The sequence below is a fragment of the Candidatus Clostridium stratigraminis genome (assembly GCF_045310675.1).
GTDB lineage: Bacteria > Bacillota > Clostridia > Clostridiales > Clostridiaceae > Clostridium_AT > Clostridium_AT stratigraminis.
The window spans coordinates 39,149-60,561 of the sequence record NZ_JBJHZZ010000008.1; the positions used below are offsets into that span (position 1 = coordinate 39,149).

17 protein-coding genes and 1 riboswitch are annotated in these 21,413 nt (G+C 32.4%); of the genes, 10 read left to right on the forward strand and 7 right to left on the reverse strand.

From position 1 onward, the window contains the following. Positions 1-82: 82 nt before the first annotated feature. Together ACJDUG_RS11870 and ACJDUG_RS11875 are read right to left on the reverse strand one after the other, a co-directional pair. Positions 83-910, reverse strand: a complete 828-nt coding sequence (locus ACJDUG_RS11870) for a methyl-accepting chemotaxis protein (protein WP_406770089.1) — start codon at positions 908-910, stop codon at positions 83-85. Positions 911-974: 64 nt separating this feature from the next. Continuing rightward, complete coding sequence (locus ACJDUG_RS11875; RefSeq protein ID WP_406770090.1) at positions 975-1,943, reverse strand: Gfo/Idh/MocA family protein; 969 nt, start codon at positions 1,941-1,943, stop codon at positions 975-977. Between the two features lie 223 nt (positions 1,944-2,166). Here ACJDUG_RS11875 and ACJDUG_RS11880 point away from each other — a divergent pair, with 223 nt between their 5' ends. Then, a complete protein-coding gene (locus tag ACJDUG_RS11880; protein ID WP_406770091.1) occupies positions 2,167-3,045 on the forward strand; it encodes an aldose 1-epimerase family protein in 879 nt (292 codons plus the stop codon). Positions 3,046-3,266: 221 nt separating this feature from the next. Next, the gene (locus tag ACJDUG_RS11885; RefSeq protein ID WP_406770092.1) at positions 3,267-4,022 is read left to right on the forward strand and encodes an exodeoxyribonuclease III; all 756 of its coding nucleotides are present in this window, start codon (positions 3,267-3,269) and stop codon (positions 4,020-4,022) included. A gap of 139 nt (positions 4,023-4,161) precedes the next feature. Here ACJDUG_RS11885 and ACJDUG_RS11890 read toward each other — a convergent pair whose 3' ends face one another. The 3 genes from ACJDUG_RS11890 to ACJDUG_RS11900 are packed head-to-tail and all read right to left on the reverse strand — an operon-like array spanning position 4,162 to position 8,642. After that, on the reverse strand, positions 4,162-6,033 hold the full coding sequence (locus tag ACJDUG_RS11890) for an ABC transporter ATP-binding protein (protein ID WP_406770093.1): 1,872 nt from the start codon (positions 6,031-6,033) through the stop codon (positions 4,162-4,164). Continuing rightward, complete coding sequence (locus tag ACJDUG_RS11895; protein WP_406770094.1) at positions 6,030-8,252, reverse strand: ABC transporter ATP-binding protein; 2,223 nt, start codon at positions 8,250-8,252, stop codon at positions 6,030-6,032. Before ACJDUG_RS11895 ends, ACJDUG_RS11890 begins: the two co-directional genes overlap by 4 nt. Positions 8,253-8,273: 21 nt before the next feature. Then, on the reverse strand, positions 8,274-8,642 hold the full coding sequence (locus ACJDUG_RS11900; RefSeq protein WP_406770095.1) for a MarR family winged helix-turn-helix transcriptional regulator: 369 nt from the start codon (positions 8,640-8,642) through the stop codon (positions 8,274-8,276). 528 nt (positions 8,643-9,170) lie between these two features. Between ACJDUG_RS11900 and ACJDUG_RS11905 the strand changes: the two genes are divergently transcribed. From ACJDUG_RS11905 to ACJDUG_RS11930, 6 genes are all read left to right on the forward strand, one after another. After that, the gene (locus ACJDUG_RS11905) at positions 9,171-9,857 is read left to right on the forward strand and encodes an ABC transporter ATP-binding protein (RefSeq protein WP_406770096.1); all 687 of its coding nucleotides are present in this window, start codon (positions 9,171-9,173) and stop codon (positions 9,855-9,857) included. A 55-nt stretch (positions 9,858-9,912) separates the two neighbouring features. Next, positions 9,913-12,405: an ABC transporter permease gene (locus ACJDUG_RS11910; protein ID WP_406770097.1), complete on the forward strand. Its 2,493-nt coding sequence runs from the start codon at positions 9,913-9,915 to the stop codon at positions 12,403-12,405. A 119-nt stretch (positions 12,406-12,524) separates the two neighbouring features. After that, positions 12,525-13,220 (forward strand): response regulator transcription factor, encoded by a 696-nt coding sequence (locus tag ACJDUG_RS11915; RefSeq protein ID WP_406770098.1) that lies wholly within the window; start codon positions 12,525-12,527, stop codon positions 13,218-13,220. Further along, on the forward strand, positions 13,217-14,458 hold the full coding sequence (locus tag ACJDUG_RS11920) for a HAMP domain-containing sensor histidine kinase (RefSeq protein WP_406770099.1): 1,242 nt from the start codon (positions 13,217-13,219) through the stop codon (positions 14,456-14,458). The genes ACJDUG_RS11915 and ACJDUG_RS11920 overlap by 4 nt, the downstream gene beginning before the upstream one ends. A gap of 138 nt (positions 14,459-14,596) precedes the next feature. After that, positions 14,597-14,698: riboswitch (purine riboswitch) on the forward strand. 110 nt (positions 14,699-14,808) lie between these two features. Next, the gene (locus ACJDUG_RS11925; RefSeq protein ID WP_406770100.1) at positions 14,809-16,146 is read left to right on the forward strand and encodes an NCS2 family permease; all 1,338 of its coding nucleotides are present in this window, start codon (positions 14,809-14,811) and stop codon (positions 16,144-16,146) included. 321 nt (positions 16,147-16,467) lie between these two features. After that, positions 16,468-17,460 (forward strand): NADH:flavin oxidoreductase, encoded by a 993-nt coding sequence (locus ACJDUG_RS11930; protein ID WP_406770101.1) that lies wholly within the window; start codon positions 16,468-16,470, stop codon positions 17,458-17,460. Positions 17,461-17,574: 114 nt separating this feature from the next. On the opposite strand, the gene ACJDUG_RS11935 is transcribed toward ACJDUG_RS11930, so the two are convergent. Both ACJDUG_RS11935 and ACJDUG_RS11940 read right to left on the reverse strand, forming a co-directional pair. Then, positions 17,575-18,963, reverse strand: a complete 1,389-nt coding sequence (locus tag ACJDUG_RS11935; protein ID WP_406770102.1) for a DUF4179 domain-containing protein — start codon at positions 18,961-18,963, stop codon at positions 17,575-17,577. Between the two features lie 9 nt (positions 18,964-18,972). Next, entirely contained in the window at positions 18,973-19,506 is a 534-nt protein-coding gene (locus tag ACJDUG_RS11940; RefSeq protein WP_406770103.1) for an RNA polymerase sigma factor, read from the reverse strand. A 669-nt stretch (positions 19,507-20,175) separates the two neighbouring features. On the opposite strand from ACJDUG_RS11940, the gene ACJDUG_RS11945 reads away from it, so the two are divergent. Together ACJDUG_RS11945 and msrA are read left to right on the forward strand one after the other, a co-directional pair. Further along, a complete protein-coding gene (locus tag ACJDUG_RS11945) occupies positions 20,176-20,793 on the forward strand; it encodes a HutD/Ves family protein (RefSeq protein ID WP_406770104.1) in 618 nt (205 codons plus the stop codon). Between the two features lie 28 nt (positions 20,794-20,821). After that, entirely contained in the window at positions 20,822-21,397 is a 576-nt protein-coding gene (gene msrA / locus ACJDUG_RS11950; RefSeq protein ID WP_406770105.1) for a peptide-methionine (S)-S-oxide reductase MsrA, read from the forward strand. The last annotated feature ends 16 nt before the right edge of the window (positions 21,398-21,413 follow it).

A 21,413-nucleotide genomic window follows, 5' to 3' on the forward strand; every position in this document is an offset into this window, starting at 1 on the left:
TTGAAAGTTACTTTTAAGTAATCTTTCAGCACCACCTTTAAGTAATCCAGAAATAAATGGATTTTATATAATAATCACTAAATTATAATTCATCTGCCAATTTTCCTAAAAGTTTAGCAGTTGAATTAAGCTGTTCAATAGAAGAAGCCACATCCTGAAGAGCAACAGATTGCTTAGAGGAAACTTCATCAGTATTTCCTACTTTATTATTAATTTTTTCTATAGAGGATGAAATGCTTTTAATAACATGATCTATTTTTCCTATATATTCATTAGAGGACTTCGATAATTTTCTAATTTCCTGGGCCACAATGTTAAAGCCTTTGCCGGAATCCCCTGCACGGGCTGCTTCTATAGAGGCATTTAATCCTAGAAGGTTTGTTTGAGTTGATATTCCCTTTATAAAACTTACTATATTATCTGTTTCATTAGCCATATCATTAGCAGTATTAGTTTCGTTTAGAATTTCACTATTCATGGCAGCCAATTCTTGGACGCTGGCTGAAATTTCATTTACTACTGATTCTATCTGTGATAGCTCATTAATTAACTCGTTAGTAATTCCTGTTACAGCTTTCTTTTTAGACAAGCTTTTTCCAATAGCTATGGAGCCCACAACAGTGTGTCCATCTTTTATAGGAATCATATAGGATTTGAATGCCACTCCTAGGAAGTCCTCTGGAATAATTTTAATTTCATCTTTGCCTGATTCCATAGCCTCTTTTACAAACTTTCCTGCTGCAGACCCCACTTGAATTTTACCATCTATTTCTTTACTCCCCTGATAATATAATACTTTTTCTCTATCTGTCAGCATAATCTCAATGTCATTATCAAAAAAGATATTAATATAAGGAATGGCTGTATAAACACTTTTTAATACATCATTTGTAAAATCCTCTCTCAGCATTTTATATCCCCTTTTCAATAATTTATTATATTTATCGTGCTTTAGGAATAGAAACTTAAATTGTTTATTCTCCTGGATATATAACTCCCCATTCCTGCCTTAATACATCCATAACTTGCATAACTTTTATAGACTCAGCATGAGGCATTTCCTCACATTCAAGCTCACCCTCTTTAATAGCTCTAATTGCAGCTTTTACCTCATATTCGTAGCCAGTAATCTGTTTCGGAGCTTCATAGCAGGCTAGTTCTTTACGATTAATATCATAAACTTTAATCCTTTCGTAATTATTAATATTCTCAGCTATAATAAAGCCTTTACTGCCGCTTATTATACCTTGACGATCTGTCAGTGACAGCATGGTACTTTGCAAAACAGCCATTTTTCCATCCTTGTACACAAAAGTGATACTATTTTGTGAATCCACACCTCTATCAGTTATAACTGCAGTTGAGGCAATACTTTCAATATCGCTTCCAAAGAACATTAGAGCAAAATTTATAGGGTACACTCCAAGGTCTAATAGGGCTCCTCCTGCTAAAGCAGGATCTACTAACCTTGGAACATGATTAATTACATAACCGAGATTAGCGGTGAGCATGCTAACCCTTCCTATAATGCCGCTCTCAATAATTTCATCTAAGGTTTGTCTAAGAGGCAGATACCTAGTCCAGATTGCTTCTGTAAGAAGGAGCTTCTTTTCTTTTGCAAGGTCAAACATTTCTATGGTTTGCTTTGCATTAATTGCAAAGGCTTTCTCACATAGCACATGTTTTCTGTGGTTTAGACATAGCTTTACATGTTCATAATGATGAGAATGAGGTGTTGCAACATATACGAGTTCCACCTCTGGATCTGACAGCATTTCCTCATAGGAACCATAGGCTTTAGCAAAACTGAACTCCTTTGCAAAGTCTTCTGCATTTTTAAGATTTCGAGAGGCTACAGCATAACTTGTGACTTCTTCCATTTCATTTATGGTAGCAGCCATAGTTCTTGCGATAGAACCAGCTCCTAAAATAGCCATTTTCATATAAATATTTCTCCCTTCAATACCTTATTACTATTTATATTATAAATCTTTAGATTACTTATATAAACCTATAAAGTAAAATTATGGTGTATATTAAAAATCAGCTTTTAATATAAGTGTATTACAAAAGGAAATATCTTTATTAATAATGGTATAATAAAAGTATATTAGCTTTTAGCAATGAATTTTTAAGTAATAATAAATATGCGGAAAGGATAAGAATATGAAGTATAGTTTAGAAAATACTCTTTTAAAAATTACCTTATGTGATCATGGTGCAGAGCTCCATAATATTAAGGGTAAAAAAGAAGACGTAGAGTTTTTATGGAATGGTAACCAGGAGTATTGGAAATATCATGCTCCAATTTTATTTCCAATTGTAGGGAAGGTACTTTATAATACATATATTGTTGATGGAAATACCTATTCACTTCCACAGCATGGACTTGCAAGGGTATCTGAGTTTAGAAAAATAGATGAAACAGAGTCAAGTATAACCTTTAATCTGGATTATTCAGAGGAAACTTTAATGATATATCCATTTAAGTTTTCTTTTGAAATTAAATACACTTTGGAAGATAATTCAATAGTTATTAAATATAAGGTTATAAATAGAGATAATAAAAATATCTTATTTTCAATTGGAGCACATCCTGCTTTTATGTGTCCTCTATTACCCAATGAAAGCTTTGAGGATTATTATTTTGAATTTAGCAAAAAAGAAACTACGTCAATTATGGAAGTTTCAGAGCAGGGTTACTTTACGCACAAGGAATTTTCTTATTTAAGCAATGAAAATATAATAGCTCTATCAAAAGAAGTTTTCAAGGATGATGCTTTAGTTTTTCATAATTTAAATTCTCATACAATATATATAAAATCTAGGAAGCATAATAAATTTGTAGAATTTGATTTTGACAAGTTTCCATATTTAGGTCTTTGGTCAAAGCCAACTGGAGCACCCTTTGTATGTATAGAACCATGGTTTGGACATGCAGATTTTGAGGATTTCAATGGGGAATTAAAGGATAAGGAAGGCATAATTTCCCTAGAGAAGAACAAAGAATTTACATGCCACTATAAAATTATAATACATCAATAAAGATAATTATCACAATAAAGCCTAATATAAATATGGTGTATATAACTACCTAGAACATTATTAAGTTAATGTAATCAGAATAATATAGGATTACAGAAATCTCACAAGTAATTGTGAGGTTTTTTTACGTGCCATAGAATTTAGTAAAAAAAATAGTTATAATATTAAATATAATAATTTAACTAACATCTAATTTAAAATTTTTTATAGGAAGTGATAAAGTGAAACTTGTATCTTGGAATGTAAATGGAATAAGAGCTGCTATGCAGAAGGGATTCTTAGATTATTTTAAGGAAGAAGATGCAGATATATTTTGTATTCAAGAAACTAAGCTTCAAGCCGAGCAAATTAATCTTGAGCTAGAAGGCTATCATCAATATTGGAACTACGCTGAAAAAAAGGGCTATTCTGGTACTGCTATATTTACTAAAGCAGAACCTCTAAATGTAAGTTACGGTCTTAATATCGAGGAACATGATAAAGAAGGCAGAGTTATAACTCTTGAATTTCAGGATTTTTATATGATAACTGTGTATACTCCAAATTCTAAGGAGAAATTAGCAAGGCTTGATTACAGAATGAATTGGGAGGATGCCTTTAGAAGCTATGTTATGGAGCTTGACAAGGTTAAGCCTGTAATTATATGCGGGGATTTAAACGTTGCTCACAGTGAAATAGATCTTAAAAATCCTAAGACTAACAGGCTAAATGCTGGATTCTCAGATGAAGAAAGAAGTAAATTTACAGAATTACTAGGTTCGGGATTTATCGATACTTACCGCTATTTTCATCCTGATAAGGAAGGAGCTTATTCCTGGTGGTCCTATAGATTTAATGCTAGGGAAAAGAATGCTGGATGGCGTATTGATTATTTCTGTGTATCTAATAGATTAAAAGATAAGCTTATAAGTGCAGACATTCATGCCTCAGTACTGGGGTCAGATCACTGCCCAGTTGAACTTTCTATTGAAATATAAGCTAAAAGTTATCAACAATATATTGTGTATAATGTGAATAATAAATACAAGATATTGATTGCAGAGGAAGGCATCCTCTGCTTTTTATTTTAATAAAAAATGTGGCAGGAGAAACATCTCCACGCCACATTGCACACTATTAGCTTGCTATACTGCCTTCAAATTGACTGTTATATAGGTTAGCATAGAAACCATTCTTTGCTAAGAGTTCTTCATGAGTGCCTTGCTCAACAATGTCACCATGATCCATTACAAGGATTAAATCTGCATCTCTGATTGTTGATAGACGGTGAGCTATAATAAAGCTGGTTCTATCTTTCATAAGGTTATTCATAGCCTTTTGAATTTGTACTTCTGTACGTGTATCAACTGAACTAGTAGCTTCGTCAAGTATTAATATCTTTGGATCAGCTAAAATTGCTCTTGCTATGGTAAGAAGCTGTTTTTGTCCTTGTGAGACATTTGAAGCCTCTTCGTTTAAAACCATGTTATAACCATCAGGCAAAGTATGAACAAAGCCATCTACATGAGCTGCTTTAGCTGCTTGTATTACTTCATCATTTGAAGCGTTAAGTCTTCCGTATCTTATATTTTCCATTATGCTTCCGTTGTAAAGCCATGTATCTTGAAGTACCATACCAAACATAGAACGCAAATCGTTACGTGAAAAATCTCTTATATCGTGGCCATCTACCATTATTGCACCACTATTAACATCATAAAAGCGCATTAAGAGCTTAACCATTGTGGTTTTACCTGCGCCAGTTGGCCCAACAATTGCAACTCTTTGACCTGGTTTAATCGAAGCAGAAAAATCATTAATTATGATTTTATCTGGGTTATAACCAAAATGAACATCCTTAAACTCAACACTGCCGTGAACATTATCTAATTTAACAGGAGTTAAAGTTTCAGGAACTTCTTCTTCTTCAGCTAAGAATTCAAATACACGTTCTGCTGAAGCTGCTGTCTGTTGAAGGATATTAGATATATTTGCAATTTGTGAAATTGGCTGTGTAAATGAACGAACATATTGAATGAAGGCTTGAATATCACCAACTTCAATAGATTTCTTTACAGCAAGCCAGCCTCCTAATATACACACTGCAACATAACCTAGATTGCCTACAAAGCCCATAAGAGGCATCATTATACTTGTAAGAAATTGCGATTTCCAAGCAACACCATAGAGCTTATTATTGCCTTTATCAAATTCTTCGATACTCTTTTCTTCACCATTAAAAGCTTTCATTACAATATGGCCACCATACATTTCTTCAACATGGCCGTTTAAATTTCCTAGGAAATCCTGCTGCTCTTTAAAATATTTTTGAGACTTATTAACAATGAACATTATTAGCATAAAAGATAAAGGTAGTATGCCAACTGCTACTAGGGTCATTATCCAGCTAATGCTCAGCATCATGACTAAAACACCTATTACAGTTGTTACCGAAGTAATAATTTGACCTAAGCTTTGGTTAAGGGTCTGGCTTAAGGTATCTACATCGTTAGTAACACGGGACAATACTTCTCCGTGATTTGTGCCATCAAAATACTTAAGAGGCATACGATTTATTTTTTCTGAAATATCTTTTCTAAAACCGTAGCTGACTTTCATAGATACGTTTGACATAATCCAGCCTTGAATATAACTGAATAATGAGCTTATAACATAAAAGGCTATAAGTAGCAGCATGATATTCTGGATGTAGGTAAAATCTATTTCACCAGCTCCGGATATTTTAGCAATAACACCTTCAAACAATTTGGTAGTTGCCTTACCTAGGATTTTTGGACCTACAATGGAGAAAACAGCACTACCTATAGCAAATATAAGCACTATAAACATAGAAAATTTATAAACGCTTAGATACTCTAAAAGTTTTTTCATAGTACCCTTAAAATCTCTTGCCTTTTCACCCTTCATCATAGCCATTGGGCCACCGCCAGGACGACCTCCATGCCTTCCTTGGGGTCCATTTATTTTCGATTTGTTATTCTCACTCATGCCAATTCCTCCTTTGAAAGCTGTGATAAAGCAATTTCCTGATAAGTTTCACATGTTTTCATAAGTTCATTATGAGTACCTATTCCAACTATTTTACCTTCATCAAGAACTATTATCTGCTCAGCATTCTTAATAGTTGATATACGCTGCCCTACTATAAGAACTGTGCTTGAGCCAGTTTCAGCTTTAAGCGCCTTTCTTAGCTTAGCATCAGTTTTAAAGTCAAGTGCTGAAAAACTGTCATCAAATATATAAATACTTGGTTTCTTTAAAAGAGCACGAGCAATTGATAATCTCTGCTTTTGACCACCGGATACATTTGATCCGCCTTGTGAAATTTCACTTTCAAAGCCTTCTGGCTTCTCATCAATAAATTCCATAGCCTGTGCAATTTCAGCAGCCTTTTTAATATCTTCCTCTGATGCATTTTCATCTGCATATTTTAAGTTGGACTCAATGGTTCCACTAAACAATGAACCCTTTTGAGGTACATAGCCAACTTTATCTCTTAAATCGTGTTGAGTAACTTTTCTTATATCTACTCCATCAATCAGAATTTCTCCAGCTGTTACATCATAGAAACGTGGAATTAGATTAATAAGAGTAGTTTTACCCGAGCCTGTAGAACCTATAAATGCAGTAGTCTCACCAGATTTAGCCTTAAAGCTTATATTCTTAAGTACATCTTCCTCAGCACCTGGGTATCTAAAGGATACATTGTTAAATTCAACAACCCCTTCTGATTTCTCAAACTTAACAGGCTTAATTGGATCTAGAATTGAAGGTTTTGTTTCTATGACCTCTGCAATTCTTTGACCTGAAACAGAAGCTCTTGGAATCATAATGAACATAAAGGACATCATTAAGAAGGCAAATAAAATCTGCATAGCATACTGCATAAATGCCATCATATCTCCAACCTGCATGCTGGAGTTTGCAATTTGATGAGCGCCTACCCATACAATAAGAAGGGTAACTCCGTTCATTATAAGCATCATGGCAGGGAACATTACTACCATTATTCTGTTTACAAATAAGTTTGTGCTTGTAAGATCCTTATTAGCCTTATCAAATCTATCTTCTTCAAAGCTCTCAGTGTTAAAGGCTCTAATAACCATCATTCCAGAAAGACTCTCACGAGTAACTAGATTTAATCTATCAACAAGCTTTTGAATAGCCTTGAATTTTGGAAGAGCTGCTGTAAATACACTTAATATTAGACCTAAAAGTATTACAACGGCTAAAGCTATTATCCATGACATCGACTCGCTCTTATTTAAAGCCTTTAAAACTCCTCCTACACCTATAATTGGTGCATAAATTAACATTCTTATACCCATAACAATAAGTGTTTGAATCTGAGTAATATCATTTGTGGTTCTAGTTATAAGTGAAGCTGTTGAGAACTTATCAAACTCTGTATTTGAAAATCTTTCAACATTACTAAATACGGCCTTACGTAAGTTTCTTGATAATCCTGCAGCAGTTCTTGATGCAAGAAAACCTACTATTATAACAGCAAGTGCGCTAAGTAATGATAAACCAAGCATGTAAGCTCCTGTTTTAATTACATAATTGCTTTGGATTTTATCTGTATTCATTCCTAAAGCCTTATATTCATCCTTAAGCCCATTGGCAGCACCCTGAATAATCATTTTATCACCTAAGGCAGTAAACTTCTTATCCATATCATCAGTTATTTTTGACTTTTGACTTTCAGGAAGCTTTGAAAATAATGCAAATAGATCAGTATTTGCTGGAAGCTTAGTTCCATTAAAATTTATTTCTCCGCCCTTAGCATCAGCTTTCATTTTGTCTATTCCTGAAACTGCTAAAATAGCCTTTCCCATGATTGGATTCATTTTATCGATTTCTGATTGATTAACCTTATTTAGCACATAAATATCTTCATTTGCTAAAGTAGGATACTTTTTAACATAGGTATCATAATCTGTACTTAACTTATTAACCAAGGTATAATTGCTTAAAATCTCTGATTTATCCTCTGAATTCATAAATATCTCAAGCTTATTCATCTCGCTTGCTCTAATTGCTTCTGGTACTGCATTTTCTATACCGCCCTGTTGTATGCCTATATTTACTATATTTGACATATAATCCGGTAGTGAAAGGTCGCACATAGCCTGCACAAATAACAGTACTATTGCGCCAAGAATGAGACCAATAAATGGTTTTAAATATTTTAATATTTTAGTCATTACTTTCCTCCTGGCATATTCTTATTCTTCTTCTCTTTCAATAACCTTTTCTAGTGTATCTAGACCTTTAAAAATAACATTAAGTTCTTCAGGAGTGGCTTTATTAATCATGTCCTGAAACATCTTGTTAATTTGTTCATGGTGATCTTTAAAGCTTTTTCTACATTTAGAGGTTACATCGACGTAAACTACTCTTCTGTCTTCTCTGCTTCTAGTTCTTTCAACCAAACCTTGATTTTCAAGTCTATCTAAAATTCCTGATACTGTACTGTTAGATAGGCCAAGGGTATCACTTAAATCGCTGACTTTCATTTTTCCTTGACGGGTCAAAGTTCCAATAAGCATTCCTTGAGGACCAGTTAAATTCATTTCTCTAAAACAGCCGCCCATCTTCTGTTTAAAGATAGCAGCTACTTTTTTAATTACCTTAACTACTCTAACACCTTCATTAACTGCTTCGGTTTCCGAATTTTATCACCTTCTTTTGAATTATTCGCTTATGAATTATTTGCATTATAATATTTCGTATACAAAATATATTTTACTAAGCAAAATTCATTATGTCAATTACCTTTATTATTAATCTTTTTGATATAAACGATTACAAAGTTTAAAAATTTGTTAATAATGAATTTAAGTCATAAAGGGTAAATAAGATTCTACTTCTGGAAAAAGTGGATCTTTAAAAAGCAAGAGTAAATAGATGGGGCAAAAGCTACAAAATGAGAATTGCTAATCGTTGAAAATAGTTATCAACAGCATACTGTGGAAAATGTGATTAAATACTATAAATGCTAAAGCCTAACTTACAGTACTGTAAGTTAAGCTTTTTTGTGTAAGCTAATAGTTATGGAGTTAAAAATAAATAAATCCTATAATTGTATATAGTTAAAGATACAAAACTAAGGGGAGAAACAAATGGAAATTTTAAGAGTTGAAAATTTATTTAAAACCTATGGTAAAGGCGAGAATCAAGTTGAGGCATTAAAAAATATTAATATGTCTATAAACAGAGGAGAGTTTGCGGCCATTGTGGGGGCTTCAGGTTCTGGTAAGAGCACGCTGCTTCATTTACTTGGGGGACTGGACAGACCAACTGAGGGCAAGGTAATAATTGACGGGGAAAGTATTTATGACTACAAAGAAGAACAGCTTGCTATTTTTAGAAGGAGAAAGATTGGATTTGTTTTTCAGTTTTTTAACTTAATACCTGTACTTGATGTTGAAGAAAATATAGCGCTGCCGGCACTGTTAGATAATGACAAGGTAGATAAAATTTATTTAGGCGAAATAATAAAATTATTAGGCCTTCAAAATAGAAAAACTCATCTTCCTTCAGAACTTTCTGGTGGACAACAGCAAAGAGTAACCATTGGAAGAGCTCTGTTAAATAAACCATCTATAATTCTTGCAGATGAACCAACAGGAAACCTAGACAGCAAAAGTTCAAAGGAAGTAATAGAACTTTTAAAGCTAAGTGCTAAAAAATATAATCAAACCTTACTGCTTATCACTCACGATATTAAGCTAGCAGACATGGCAGATAGAATTATTACTATTGAAGACGGGGAAATAGTTTCGGATAAATACCTAAAAAGTAAATAGGCATGAGGATTAATAATCCCAATGTACTATTAAGGAATTCAGGGGTGGATAAAGATTGATTAATAGTTATAAGCAAATAACAAATAAATATTTAAAAGCAAATAAAAAAAGAACTATATTAACTATAGTAGGAGTAATATTATCAGTTGCATTAATTTCATCTATTGGACTTTTCTTTAAAGGTATTCAGCAATCTAGCTTAGAGGATGCAAAGAAAACTAGAGGTTCATATCATGTAGCCTTTAACAAAATAGACGAAAATTTAGTTGCTAAGATCACTAATAATCCTAAGGTTTCACGAAGCGGGCTTTATCAAATTGGTATTCCAATTAAACTAACAGATAAATTATCTACAAATCAAATAATCGCCACAGACAAGGCTTTAGAGATGTTACCTTTAAGCCTTAAAGCTGGGAGATTGCCTGAAAATAATCATGAAGTAGCAGTTGAAAGGTGGATTCTTAGATATATTGATAAAGACGCAAAACTGAATAGCAAAATTAACATTAATAACAAAGAATATATTTTAAGTGGAATATTAGAGGACAATTCTTTTACTCAAATGGATAGTACGGGGATAGTAATAACAAAAGATAATAATATAAATATTAAAAATGCAATAATGCTTGTAGAAATAAGTGATGAGGCTAATATAAAAACAACACTGAAAGAACTTGAAAGCCTAGTAAAAAAGGATCAAGTTAATGAAAATTATGTTCTTCTTACAATGGAGGGCGCTGGAGATAGTTCTACCAATAATTCTTTAAATATTACTATAGGTATAATAATTTCGGTAGTTGTAATTGTAACAATTGCAGTAATTTACAATGCATTTCAAATAAGTGTAGTTGAAAGAATAAAGGAGTTTGGACTTTTAAGAGCAATAGGGGCAACACCAAAGCAAATTAGGAATATAGTATTTAAGGAAGCATCTATAATAGCAGGTATTGGAATTCCTATAGGACTTATTTTCGGCATTATTGCTATCTACGGAATTAGTATTACCTTTAAATTAATTGGAGGCAGCTCAGGAAATTTTATAGTTCCAAATGTATCTTTTGGAATAATGCTGCTAAGTTTTGTTGTTGGACTATTATCTATATATGTTTCAGCATTGGTGCCTGCGTTATTTGCTGGAAGGATATCACCGCTTGTAGCAATTAGCAGCAGGAATTCTATTAGAAAGGAGAAAATTAAGAGAAGAAATAATCCACTTATTAAGAAGCTCCTTGGTTTTGAGGGAGAATTGGCTTTTAAAAACATTAAGAGAAACAGAAAAAGATATAGAATAACAGTATTTTCTATTGTTATAAGTGTAGCTTTATTCATAACCTTTAAATACTTTACGGATATAGCTTTAGTAATGAATGCCGATACTAATGAGTCTACTAATATTAATTATTCTATATTACTTAGCAGCAAGGCACAGGAGACCGCAGAATCTATAGATAGTAATTTAATGAATAATATAAAAGAACTTAATTCAGTAGATAGGGTATATAAGCAATATAATACAACATCCTTTGAAGCAGCTATTGATAAAAGTAAGGAAGTAAAGGATGTTAAGGAAATTGGTTCCGTATATAAAGATATAACCTACAAGGGAGATGAAAAAACTGAGTTAGATGCATCTATGATGATATATGATAATGATGCATTAGAGATTTCTAAGAAATATATCCAATCAGGAAATATTGATATAGGAAAAATTAATAATGAAAATGGTGTAATAGTTATTAATAAAAATCAGGTTTACAACGGCAAAACCAATAAATCATATATTGGAGCAGTTACAGAAATTAAGGCTGGAGATGAAATACTGCTCCAAAACGTGGATAGATTGAGTGGGGATAATGAAAAGTTTGGAAACAAAGAGGTTAACAAGGTTAAGGTTATTGCAACTCTAAAGGAGGATCCTTTCAATTTTAATGGTAATATTAGCGGGCTAAAAATCATTACTACTGAAGAGGTAGCAAAAAAGCTTGTAGGACCAAATTCTATTTCCTTAACAGGTATTAATATTATCATTAAGGATGTTAATAATGAAGCATCAGCTACAAGTGAATTAGAGAATGCAATAAAAGCTAGCCCCTCTTTAAACTTAATTAATCATATAGATGTAAATAATAATTCAAAATCAAGTATACTAATGATTCAAATTTTACTTTACGGATTTGTGGTGGTTGTATCCTTAATTGGAAGCGTTAATATTGTTAATACCATAACTACTAATATAATTTTAAGAAGAAGGGAATTCGCTACTCTAAAATCCATAGGCCTTACTCAAAAGGGATTAAGTAAGATGATTGTTATTGAGGGGCTTTTATATGGCTTTATGGGAAGTTTTTATGGTTGTCTTACTGGCATGAGTCTTTCATATCTATTATTTAAAAGTATGCATGGAATAAGAGAATTTAGTTATATGCCACCAATTAAGGCAATGATAATCTCAGTTGTATTTGCTCTTCTTATAGGGTATCTGTCAGTTTTGTCTCCTTTAAGAAGAATTAATAAGGATAATTTAATAGATACTATAAGAGAGGAGTAGAAATATAGCCTTGCATCAAATTTTACTAATGATGTAAGGTTTTATTCTTTTACTATTATTTAATTTAGACTAACAATTGTGTATTATTAAAAATATAAAGCTTAAAGAGAGGTAACGCTATGAACAAATTATTGTTAGTTGAGGATGATGAGGCCTTAGCTGTTGGCATTGAGTTTTCTTTAAAGGATGAGGGATATGATGTAAATATGGCTTCTTCTTATAAAGGAGCAATAAGTTTATTTGAAACTCAAAAATTTGACTTAATTATATTAGATGTTAATCTTCCTGATGGTAGTGGATATGATTTGTGCAAGCATATAAGAATTAAAAGTGATGTTCCAATAATATTTCTAACTGCACTAGACGAAGAGGTAAATGTAGTACTTGGCTTAGAATTAGGTGGAGATGATTATATTACAAAGCCTTTTAGAGTAAGAGAATTATTATCTAGAATTAAGGCACTGCTTAGAAGAAACTCTAAAGGTGCAGCGGCAGCTCTTAAACTCATAAGTGGAGATATTATTCTTGATACTGGAGCTGCAACTATTAGAAAAGGTGACAAAAACATTATGCTTACATCTCAGGAATACAAGCTATTATTAATTTTTATGAGTAAGCCTCAGACTCTTATGAAGAGAAATGAGATATTAAGTAAGCTTACAGAAGGGGAAGAGGCATTTTTTGATGAGAATACTCTTTCTGTTTATATTAAAAGAATAAGAGAAAAAATAGAAGATAATGATAAAGAACCCAAGTATATCGTAACTCAAAGGGGGCTTGGCTATAGGTGGGCGATGGAGGTTAATGCAAGGTGAAAACATATTTTGGAAATCCAGAATTAAGGATAAGTAATGCGTTATTAATAGTTATAATAAGTTTGTTTTTATTTGCTTTATTGCTTATACAAAAGCTTAATTACGACAACTTAAAGGACAGCTATATAAATAGTATTGGCGCAATAGCTGCAAAAGTCATAGATAAAGAGCCTAGACTAGAAAATGAGGTTATGCCAATTATAACTAAAGAAATATCAAAGGAAGAAGCCTTAAGTGGGAAGAAGCTTTTAGAACAATATGGCTTAGATACAGAAACAAGTTATAGCTACTTTCCCTATATGAAGGAAACCTTAGCTAGAAACAATTATTATCTGCTAGTTATTTTTGTGTGTCTATTAATTACATTACTTACATTTAATTATCTTCAATATGGCTTTTTCTACGACAAAATAAGAAGATTAACTTCAGCAGCTGAAAAGGTGGTAGAAGGAGAGTATGATACATCTATAAGGGAAGATAAGGAAGGGGACCTTTCAAAGTTATCAATTGCTTTTAACTCTATGAGACAGGTAATAAGAAATAATATTAATGAACTTAAGAATGAAAAACATTTCTTGGTTGATTTACTCTCTGATATTTCCCATCAGCTGAAAACCCCTTTGGCATCTATGATTTTATATAATGATATAATGCTTACTAAGGAGTTAACAGTAGAGCAAAGAAGAACTTTTTTATTAAATAATAAAAATGAGCTTAATAAAATGAACTGGTTAATTAAGCAATTACTAAAGCTTGCAAGACTTGATGCTAATGCAATAGAGCTATCTAAGGAAGATATTAGTTTAAATGAAAGCTTAATGGAATCCATAGAAACCCTAGAGGACAGAGCCAAGAAAGAAAATATAAGTATTAATTTCAAGGAAGCTCAGGAAGTGATGTTCCTGCATGACAGGCTTTGGCTTGAAGAGGCATTTAACAATATAATTAAGAACGCTTTAGAACATACACCTAGCGGTGGTGAAATTGGTATAGAAATAAGTGAGAATCCTTTATATAGGCGGATAATAATTAGAGATAATGGAGAAGGAATAAAAGAAAAGGATTTACCGAATATATTTAAGCGGTTTTATAAGGTAAAAGGCTCTAAGAAAAATGATTCAGTTGGAATAGGTCTGGCCTTAGCTAAATCAATAATTGAAGCTCATAATGGTTTAATTGAGGTTAGAAGTGAAATAGGAAAAGGGGCTAAATTTATTATTACATTCTTAAAATATTAGCAAATCATTGAAATCATTACGAATGATAAAATGTGGATACATATTAAAGTTCGTTAATATATTAAAAAGCACTTGATTTATGTGGAGATATAATGTATTATTATGCTATTGGTTGAAAAATACCGAACAATTAAGTAATTTGAAATAAAAACATACCCCCGTATATGCTTAGAGATATGGTTTAAGTGTTTCTACCAGACTGCCGTAAATTGTCTGACTATGGGTGTTTATAGGTATAGGTATTTCCTATTTATAAACTCCCTTAATTTATCTGGGGAGTTTTTCTTTTCATAATTATTTAAGCCTGCACATTATTGTAGATTCAAAATAATCACTTTAGGAGGATACCTATGACAGAGAATGCATTTAACAGATCAGTGCCGAAGGCGAATCAAGGAATTTTAGAGAAAGTGTTCAAGCTAAAAGAAAACAACACTAATGTTAAAACAGAAATACTTGCTGGCCTAACAACCTTTATGACTATGGCCTACATTTTAATTGTTAACCCACAGATTTTGAGTAATACAGGAATGCCAATAAAAGCAGTATTTACTGCTACAGCACTGGCATCTTTTATCGGAACTTTAATTATGTCGCTTGTTGCAAATTACCCCTTTGGAATGGCTCCTGGTATGGGATTAAATGTATTTTTTACTTTCACAATTTGCATTACAATGAAATTTTCTTGGAGAACTGCTTTAGCAGCATCTTTTATTGAAGGACTTATATTTTTATTTTTAAATTTCTTTAAAGTTAGACAAGCTATTATAGACAGTGTTCCACAAACCTTAAAGTATGCAATAAGTATTGGAATTGGATTTTTCATATCCTTTATTGGACTTCAGGATGCAGGTATTATAGTTGCAAATCAAGCAACCTTAGTAGGATTAGGTAAGATAACAAGTCCAACAGTTTTACTTGCCTTTGTTGGAATGGTTTTAATTGCGGTTTTATACTACAAGAGTGTAAAAGGTTCCTTTATAATAGGAATGCTTTCGGTATATGTTTTGGGTATGATCTTTGGGGCTGCTAAGCTTCCAACTGGAATAGTCTCAATGCCTCCATCAGTTAGTCCTGTATTTCTTCAGTTTGATTTTAAGAGTGCAATGGTTATAGGAATTGTCCCTGTTATTATTACTATGCTATTTATAGATATATTCGACAGTGTTGGTACATTAATTGGGTTAGCTTCTAAGGCTGGTTATCTTGATGAAAAGGGAAATGTACAAAACGCAGATAAGGTTTTAACTGCCGATGCTATAGGTTCAACCATAGGCTCCTGCCTCGGTACTTCTACTCCAGTTGCCTTTATAGAATCAGCTTCGGGTATCGCTGAAGGAGGAAGAACTGGACTAGCTGGATTAACTATTGCAGTACTTTTTTTACTATCGCTTTTCTTTTCACCAATTTTAACTGCAATACCGGGCTTTGCCACAGCACCAGTTTTAATTTTATTAGGCCTTTTAATGATGGAACCAATAACAAAGATTAATTTCTCAGACTTTACAGAGGGGCTGCCTGTATTTTTAACTTTAATACTTACTCTATTAACTTATTCCATAACTGATGGATTGGCTTTTGGATTCATGTCCTATGTGCTTATAAAATTATTTACTGGAAAGTATAAGGAAATACCAAAGCCCATGTATGTTATAGCAATATTATTTGTAGTAATGTTTGTAATCTAGGAAGATAAATAAAGAATCAGTGATTTATGGAAAGTATTTATTATGTTTTAAAGAAACATTTAAAAACAACTAATATTATTTACAAAGCAAAAAACTACATTCATTAATATAATGAGTGTAGTTTTTTCTCTTATTAATTTTATTAAATTGGCGGTATAACGAAAGGCTAAATTCAAAAGTATTATCGGTACATACTATTAAGGCAATATAAAAACAGTATATTTTACTATTTTTACATAAGTTGATAACAATAAACAATAAAGTGTATAATAACTATATTATTAAAAATTATATAGGGCATTTGCGAAAGAAGGAATTACTATGAAAAATTTACTTAAACCACTTGAGTTAAATAAATTAACATTAAAGAACAGGCTAGTTATGCCGCCTATGGCTACTTCCAAGTCCGAGGAGGATGGAAAGGTGAGTCAGGCTATCTTAGATTATTATGATGAAAAGTCCAGGGGTGGCTTTATTGGCTTGATAATCATAGAGCACAGCTTTATTAGCCAAGATGGAAAAGCTAGTGCAGGTCAGTTATCAATAGCTGATGATTCAGATATTGAAAAATTAAAAGAGCTTGCAAAGCTTATTCAAAGCAATGGTTCAAAGGCTGTAATGCAGATAAATCACGCTGGCAGTGCAGCAAAAAGGGAAGTTACAGGCTGTGAGATCGTTGCTCCTTCAGCTATTATGAATCCAAGACAAGGCAGTATGCCAAAGGAGCTCACTAAGAAAGAAATTTCAGATATAGTTAATTTATTTAAAGAAGCTGCAAGGAGAGTTAAAGTAGCAGGCTTTGATGCGGTTGAAATACATTCTGCTCATGGCTATCTTTTAGATCAATTCTTTTCTCCTCTAACTAATAAGAGAACAGACGAATATGGTGGGGATGTTAAGGGACGCATAAGAATACATCTTGAAGTAATCAAGGCAGTACAAGAGGAAGTTGGCAGTAATTTTCCTATATTATTGAGATTAGGCGCTTCAGACTATGCAGAGGGCGGAGCTACTATAGAGGATAGTAAGCTTGCTGCAGTAGAATTTGAAAATGCGGGTATTGACATTCTTGATATTTCAGGGGGATTTTGTGGATATATAGTACCAGGCGCTTCAGAACAAGGCTATTTTTCACCTCTTACAAAGGCAATTAAAGAAGTGGTTTCTATTCCTGTAATTCTAACAGGTGGAATAACAGAGGCCCCAGCTGTTGAAAGTCTTCTTTCTGAGGGTAAGGCAGATCTTATTGGAGTAGGAAGGTCTATTTTAAAAGATCCAAAGTGGGCTGAGAAGGCAGTTGGAAGCTTAAAATAGTTTTTAAAATTATTAAGATTTAATTAGATAATAGGAGAAAATAGAGTATAATATTAACTAATAAAAACGTAGAGATTGAATATGATTCAATCTCTACGTTTTTTATTTGGCTATTTACTTTACATCAATTGTAAACTTTAAATCTTCTCTAATATCATATACTTTTTCATAATCTACAGCACTTAATTTATACATTTTATTAAATGATAGTGGCTCTAGGTAAGCTACAAACTTATTATTTCCAAGCTCTGTAACTACTTCTTTAGAAAGTGGATATTCCTTACCTTGACTATCTAAAATTGTTAAACCATATGGTTGAATTGCTGCAATAAGCCCATTACACTCATAGTGTATCACAGTCTTGTCATTAAGAAATTCCACTTGAGTTATTTTATAATCTCCTAGCTTTCCTTGTGACAAAACAGTAGTTTTATTTATATCAAGTAGAACATCCTTTTTATCGTTTTCCCAGCTTCCATTGCTATTTTTAATCTTCTCACTCTGGTATTTTGTATAAGTTGAAGGTATAAAGGTAACAGACTTGGTATCTTCATATATATTTCTAAATGTGTACTCCCAGTAAAATCTATTTATTTCATCGGACCCGCTGCCAGTGGCTCCTTTTGCGGATAATATTCTCCCCTTCTCATCAATTACCAAGTAATTAACCATTTCATATGATTTAGCATTGTTTTCAACAGACCTTAAGGCTGTATTTATTGGTGTAAAAACAATTTCATTTACTTTTAACCCGGGCCTTAAAGAAGATAAATCTATTGAGGTTTTAATATCTTTAACCTTTTCTTTTATCTTTTCTTTTGATACCTTAAATTTAAAATCCCAATTGCCCTTAAGTTTGTTTGAAAACTCCTTAATTTTTAAATCCATTATAAATGTATCAGGAATTGTTACATTTCCGCCTAATGTTTGTTTTTGTATTTCCTTGGGTAAATAATCTTTTGCTACATGGAAACTATCTACTCCAACATAAGTGTTTTTATTTATTAGCTGCCCTGTTCCCCTGGAGCCAAAGCTTGTTAGCATTCCATTGATTCTAAATTCTTTATCTAACATATGTGGCATATCCTTCATTTCTTCTTTGCTTTCAACCGTATAACCAATACTTAAATCAATTCCATCATAAGCTATGTTGTTAATTGTGACAGTAACCCCATTTGAGGTCCGAGATAAATTTAAATCTGAGCTATAAGCTATATAGTCTCTATCAATAAGATTTCTATCACTAAGGAATTGGAACACAGAGCTGACAACCGGAACACTTCGGGCATATGCAGGAAAGGCCACACATAAACAAGTGGCAGTAGCTATTGTTATTATTGCAGCTGCAGCAGTTCTTTTAATAAATTTACTTTTTTGTTTCTTGCGTTCAGGAAGGTTTATTATAGTTTCTTTAATTTTCATATCCAACTCTTTGGGCAAAATAATATTCTCGCTGATTGCTTTTTCTTTTAATATATCATCAATTAGTAAATCCTTATCCATATCTTTAACCTACCTTTCCTTAAGCATTTCATAGAGTTTAGTTCTTGCTCTAGAAAGTCTAGAACGAACAGTTCCTTCTGGAATACCTAGAAGTACAGCTATTTCCTTTTGTGGTATATCCTCAAAGTAAAATAAAGTAGTAGTAATTCTTAAATCCTCATCTAGTGAGTTAACAGCATTTGTAAGCTCAATACTGCTATAATCATCTGTAGAACTTATTTCTTTACTAATTTCCTCAATATGTACAACCTTACTGTTAGACTTTAGTATTGATTTGGATTCATTTATAACTATTCGAATGAGCCAAGTTTTAAAAAACTCATCTTTTCTTAGATAAATTACTCCTTCATAGGACTTTATTATTGAGTTTTGAATTGCATCCTCTATATCCTGTTTTTCTCCAAGAATGCTTAATGCGACTCTATACATAGAAACTTTATTTATCTCAATTAGACGTCCAAAGGCTTCTTTATCTCCCTTTTTAGCAAGCCTTACATCTAATTCAGAATTTTCAGCATTATTTATTTTTGAAATAAGCTCCACTTTATTCACTCCCCATTTCCTTCTAAAGGCCTTAACTAAGAACTCTTACATATATTAGATAAATTATCCTTGTGAAATGTTCACGAATAAATAAATTTTATATGCTAATATAATTAATTATATAAAGATGTGGCATAGTGACGTTTCCAGTGCCACATATGCCATTCATGCAAAGATTTTTTGACACTGAATTGGCTGAATCCGCGGAGAAAGTCCAATGTCTTTTATTAATAATCTTCCGCATTTTCAGTTAGTTGTGCAGGTGACCTGGATAAAAAGGTTTTAAATCTTTATAACATAATTTTTTACAAATACTCACTATTAGTATATCTCAGCTATAAAATATTACCAATATATTCATCTATAGTAATGTAAAGAAGTATTTTTTCGCCGATTTTTTAGCATACCAAAAGTTATTTTTTCTTTTACAAATCTAAATCAGTTAACCTTCCTAAAGCTATTTTGTATTAGTGTTATTAGCATATGTTGCAGCTTGAGGGTGCGTGTAATTTAAAGTGATGGCTAATATTTATTAATTTGATTACAATTAAGACTTAAGTGTATAATAAGTTATATTATAAAAGGTAATTAGACAATACAACTGATGAGATAAGGAATATTAATCAAACAATTACTAAACTATCAATGTAAATATTTAGTGGGGGAAAAATGGGATATAATATTGGTATTTTAAGAAAAGAAAATTATAAAATAAGCAACTGGTCGGGCGGAAGAACTACTGAGCTATTAATTTTCCCTCCTGAAGCTTCCTATAGTGAAAGAAATTTTAAATGGAGACTTAGCTCTGCAACAGTAGAGGCAGAACAATCAACTTTTACTAGCTTACCTGGTATTTCAAGAATTATTATGGTTTTAGAAGGTGAACTTTTACTTGAACACCAGGGGCATCATAAGATACAGCTTAAGTCCTTTCAGAAGGACAGTTTTATGGGTGATTGGGTTACAAATAGCTATGGCAAGGTAACGGATTTCAATCTTATGATGGCTGAAGGCTGCATGGGAAAGCTTGAGGCAATAGATATTGAGGCAGGAAAGAATCTAGAGTTATGTCTTGAAAATAATGAAGCAGATTGCTTAACTGAAGTTTTTTATTTGGCAGAAGGTGAAATTGTAGTTGTAAACGGGGAAGACATTGAGGAAAAGCTCATTGAAGGTGATTCAATTTGCATAAATGCAGCACCATCTGAAAATGGCATACTTATAAAGCTATGCAATGACTCAAAGAAAGAAGTAAAATTAGTTCGAAGCACAATACAGTACCACTAGAAAATTAAAATTAAGATAGGAGATTAAAATGGTTCAAAATATCAATGAAAACAAATATGAAACAGCAATATTCGCAGGCGGCTGTTTTTGGTGTATGGTTTCTCCTTTTGATGTGCTGGATGGAATTGTTGATGTTAAATCCGGATATACTGGGGGACATCTTGAAAATCCTACATATAGGGATGTAAAATCTCAAACCTCAGGACATTATGAGGTTATTAAGGTAATATATGATCCTAAGGTAATAGATTATGACAAGTTGTTACAGGCCTATTGGAGACAAGTAGACCCAACTGATGCTGAAGGTCAATTTCAAGATAGGGGACCTTCCTATAGAACAGCAATTTTTTATACTACAGAGGGACAAAGAATAAAGGCAGAGGCATCTAAAAAAGCAATGGAGGAATCTAAAAGGTTCCCGGGACCTATAGTAACTCCTATACTACAAGCTACCAAGTTCTATGAAGCAGAGGAGTATCATCAAGATTTTTATAAGAAAAGTCCTGTAGAATATAAGGAAGACAGAAAAATCTCTGGGAGAGATGAATTTATACAAAAATATTGGGGAGAAGAATATTACAGTATATATAATGATTTAGAGTAAGAATGCTAAATAAAAA

Coding starts and splice junctions, on each gene's coding strand:
- ACJDUG_RS11880 (WP_406770091.1), top strand. CDS start 2,167: ATGAAGTATAGTTTAGAAAATACTCTTTTAAAAATTACCTTATGTGAT.
- ACJDUG_RS11935 (WP_406770102.1), bottom strand. CDS start 18,963: ATGGATAAGGATTTACTAATTGATGATATATTAAAAGAAAAAGCAATC.
- ACJDUG_RS11895 (WP_406770094.1), bottom strand. CDS start 8,252: ATGACTAAAATATTAAAATATTTAAAACCATTTATTGGTCTCATTCTT.
- ACJDUG_RS11945 (WP_406770104.1), top strand. CDS start 20,176: ATGGGATATAATATTGGTATTTTAAGAAAAGAAAATTATAAAATAAGC.
- ACJDUG_RS11890 (WP_406770093.1), bottom strand. CDS start 6,033: ATGAGTGAGAATAACAAATCGAAAATAAATGGACCCCAAGGAAGGCAT.
- ACJDUG_RS11875 (WP_406770090.1), bottom strand. CDS start 1,943: ATGAAAATGGCTATTTTAGGAGCTGGTTCTATCGCAAGAACTATGGCT.
- ACJDUG_RS11915 (WP_406770098.1), top strand. CDS start 12,525: ATGAACAAATTATTGTTAGTTGAGGATGATGAGGCCTTAGCTGTTGGC.
- ACJDUG_RS11925 (WP_406770100.1), top strand. CDS start 14,809: ATGACAGAGAATGCATTTAACAGATCAGTGCCGAAGGCGAATCAAGGA.
- ACJDUG_RS11905 (WP_406770096.1), top strand. CDS start 9,171: ATGGAAATTTTAAGAGTTGAAAATTTATTTAAAACCTATGGTAAAGGC.
- msrA (WP_406770105.1), top strand. CDS start 20,822: ATGGTTCAAAATATCAATGAAAACAAATATGAAACAGCAATATTCGCA.
- ACJDUG_RS11900 (WP_406770095.1), bottom strand. CDS start 8,642: ATGGGCGGCTGTTTTAGAGAAATGAATTTAACTGGTCCTCAAGGAATG.
- ACJDUG_RS11930 (WP_406770101.1), top strand. CDS start 16,468: ATGAAAAATTTACTTAAACCACTTGAGTTAAATAAATTAACATTAAAG.
- ACJDUG_RS11870 (WP_406770089.1), bottom strand. CDS start 910: ATGCTGAGAGAGGATTTTACAAATGATGTATTAAAAAGTGTTTATACA.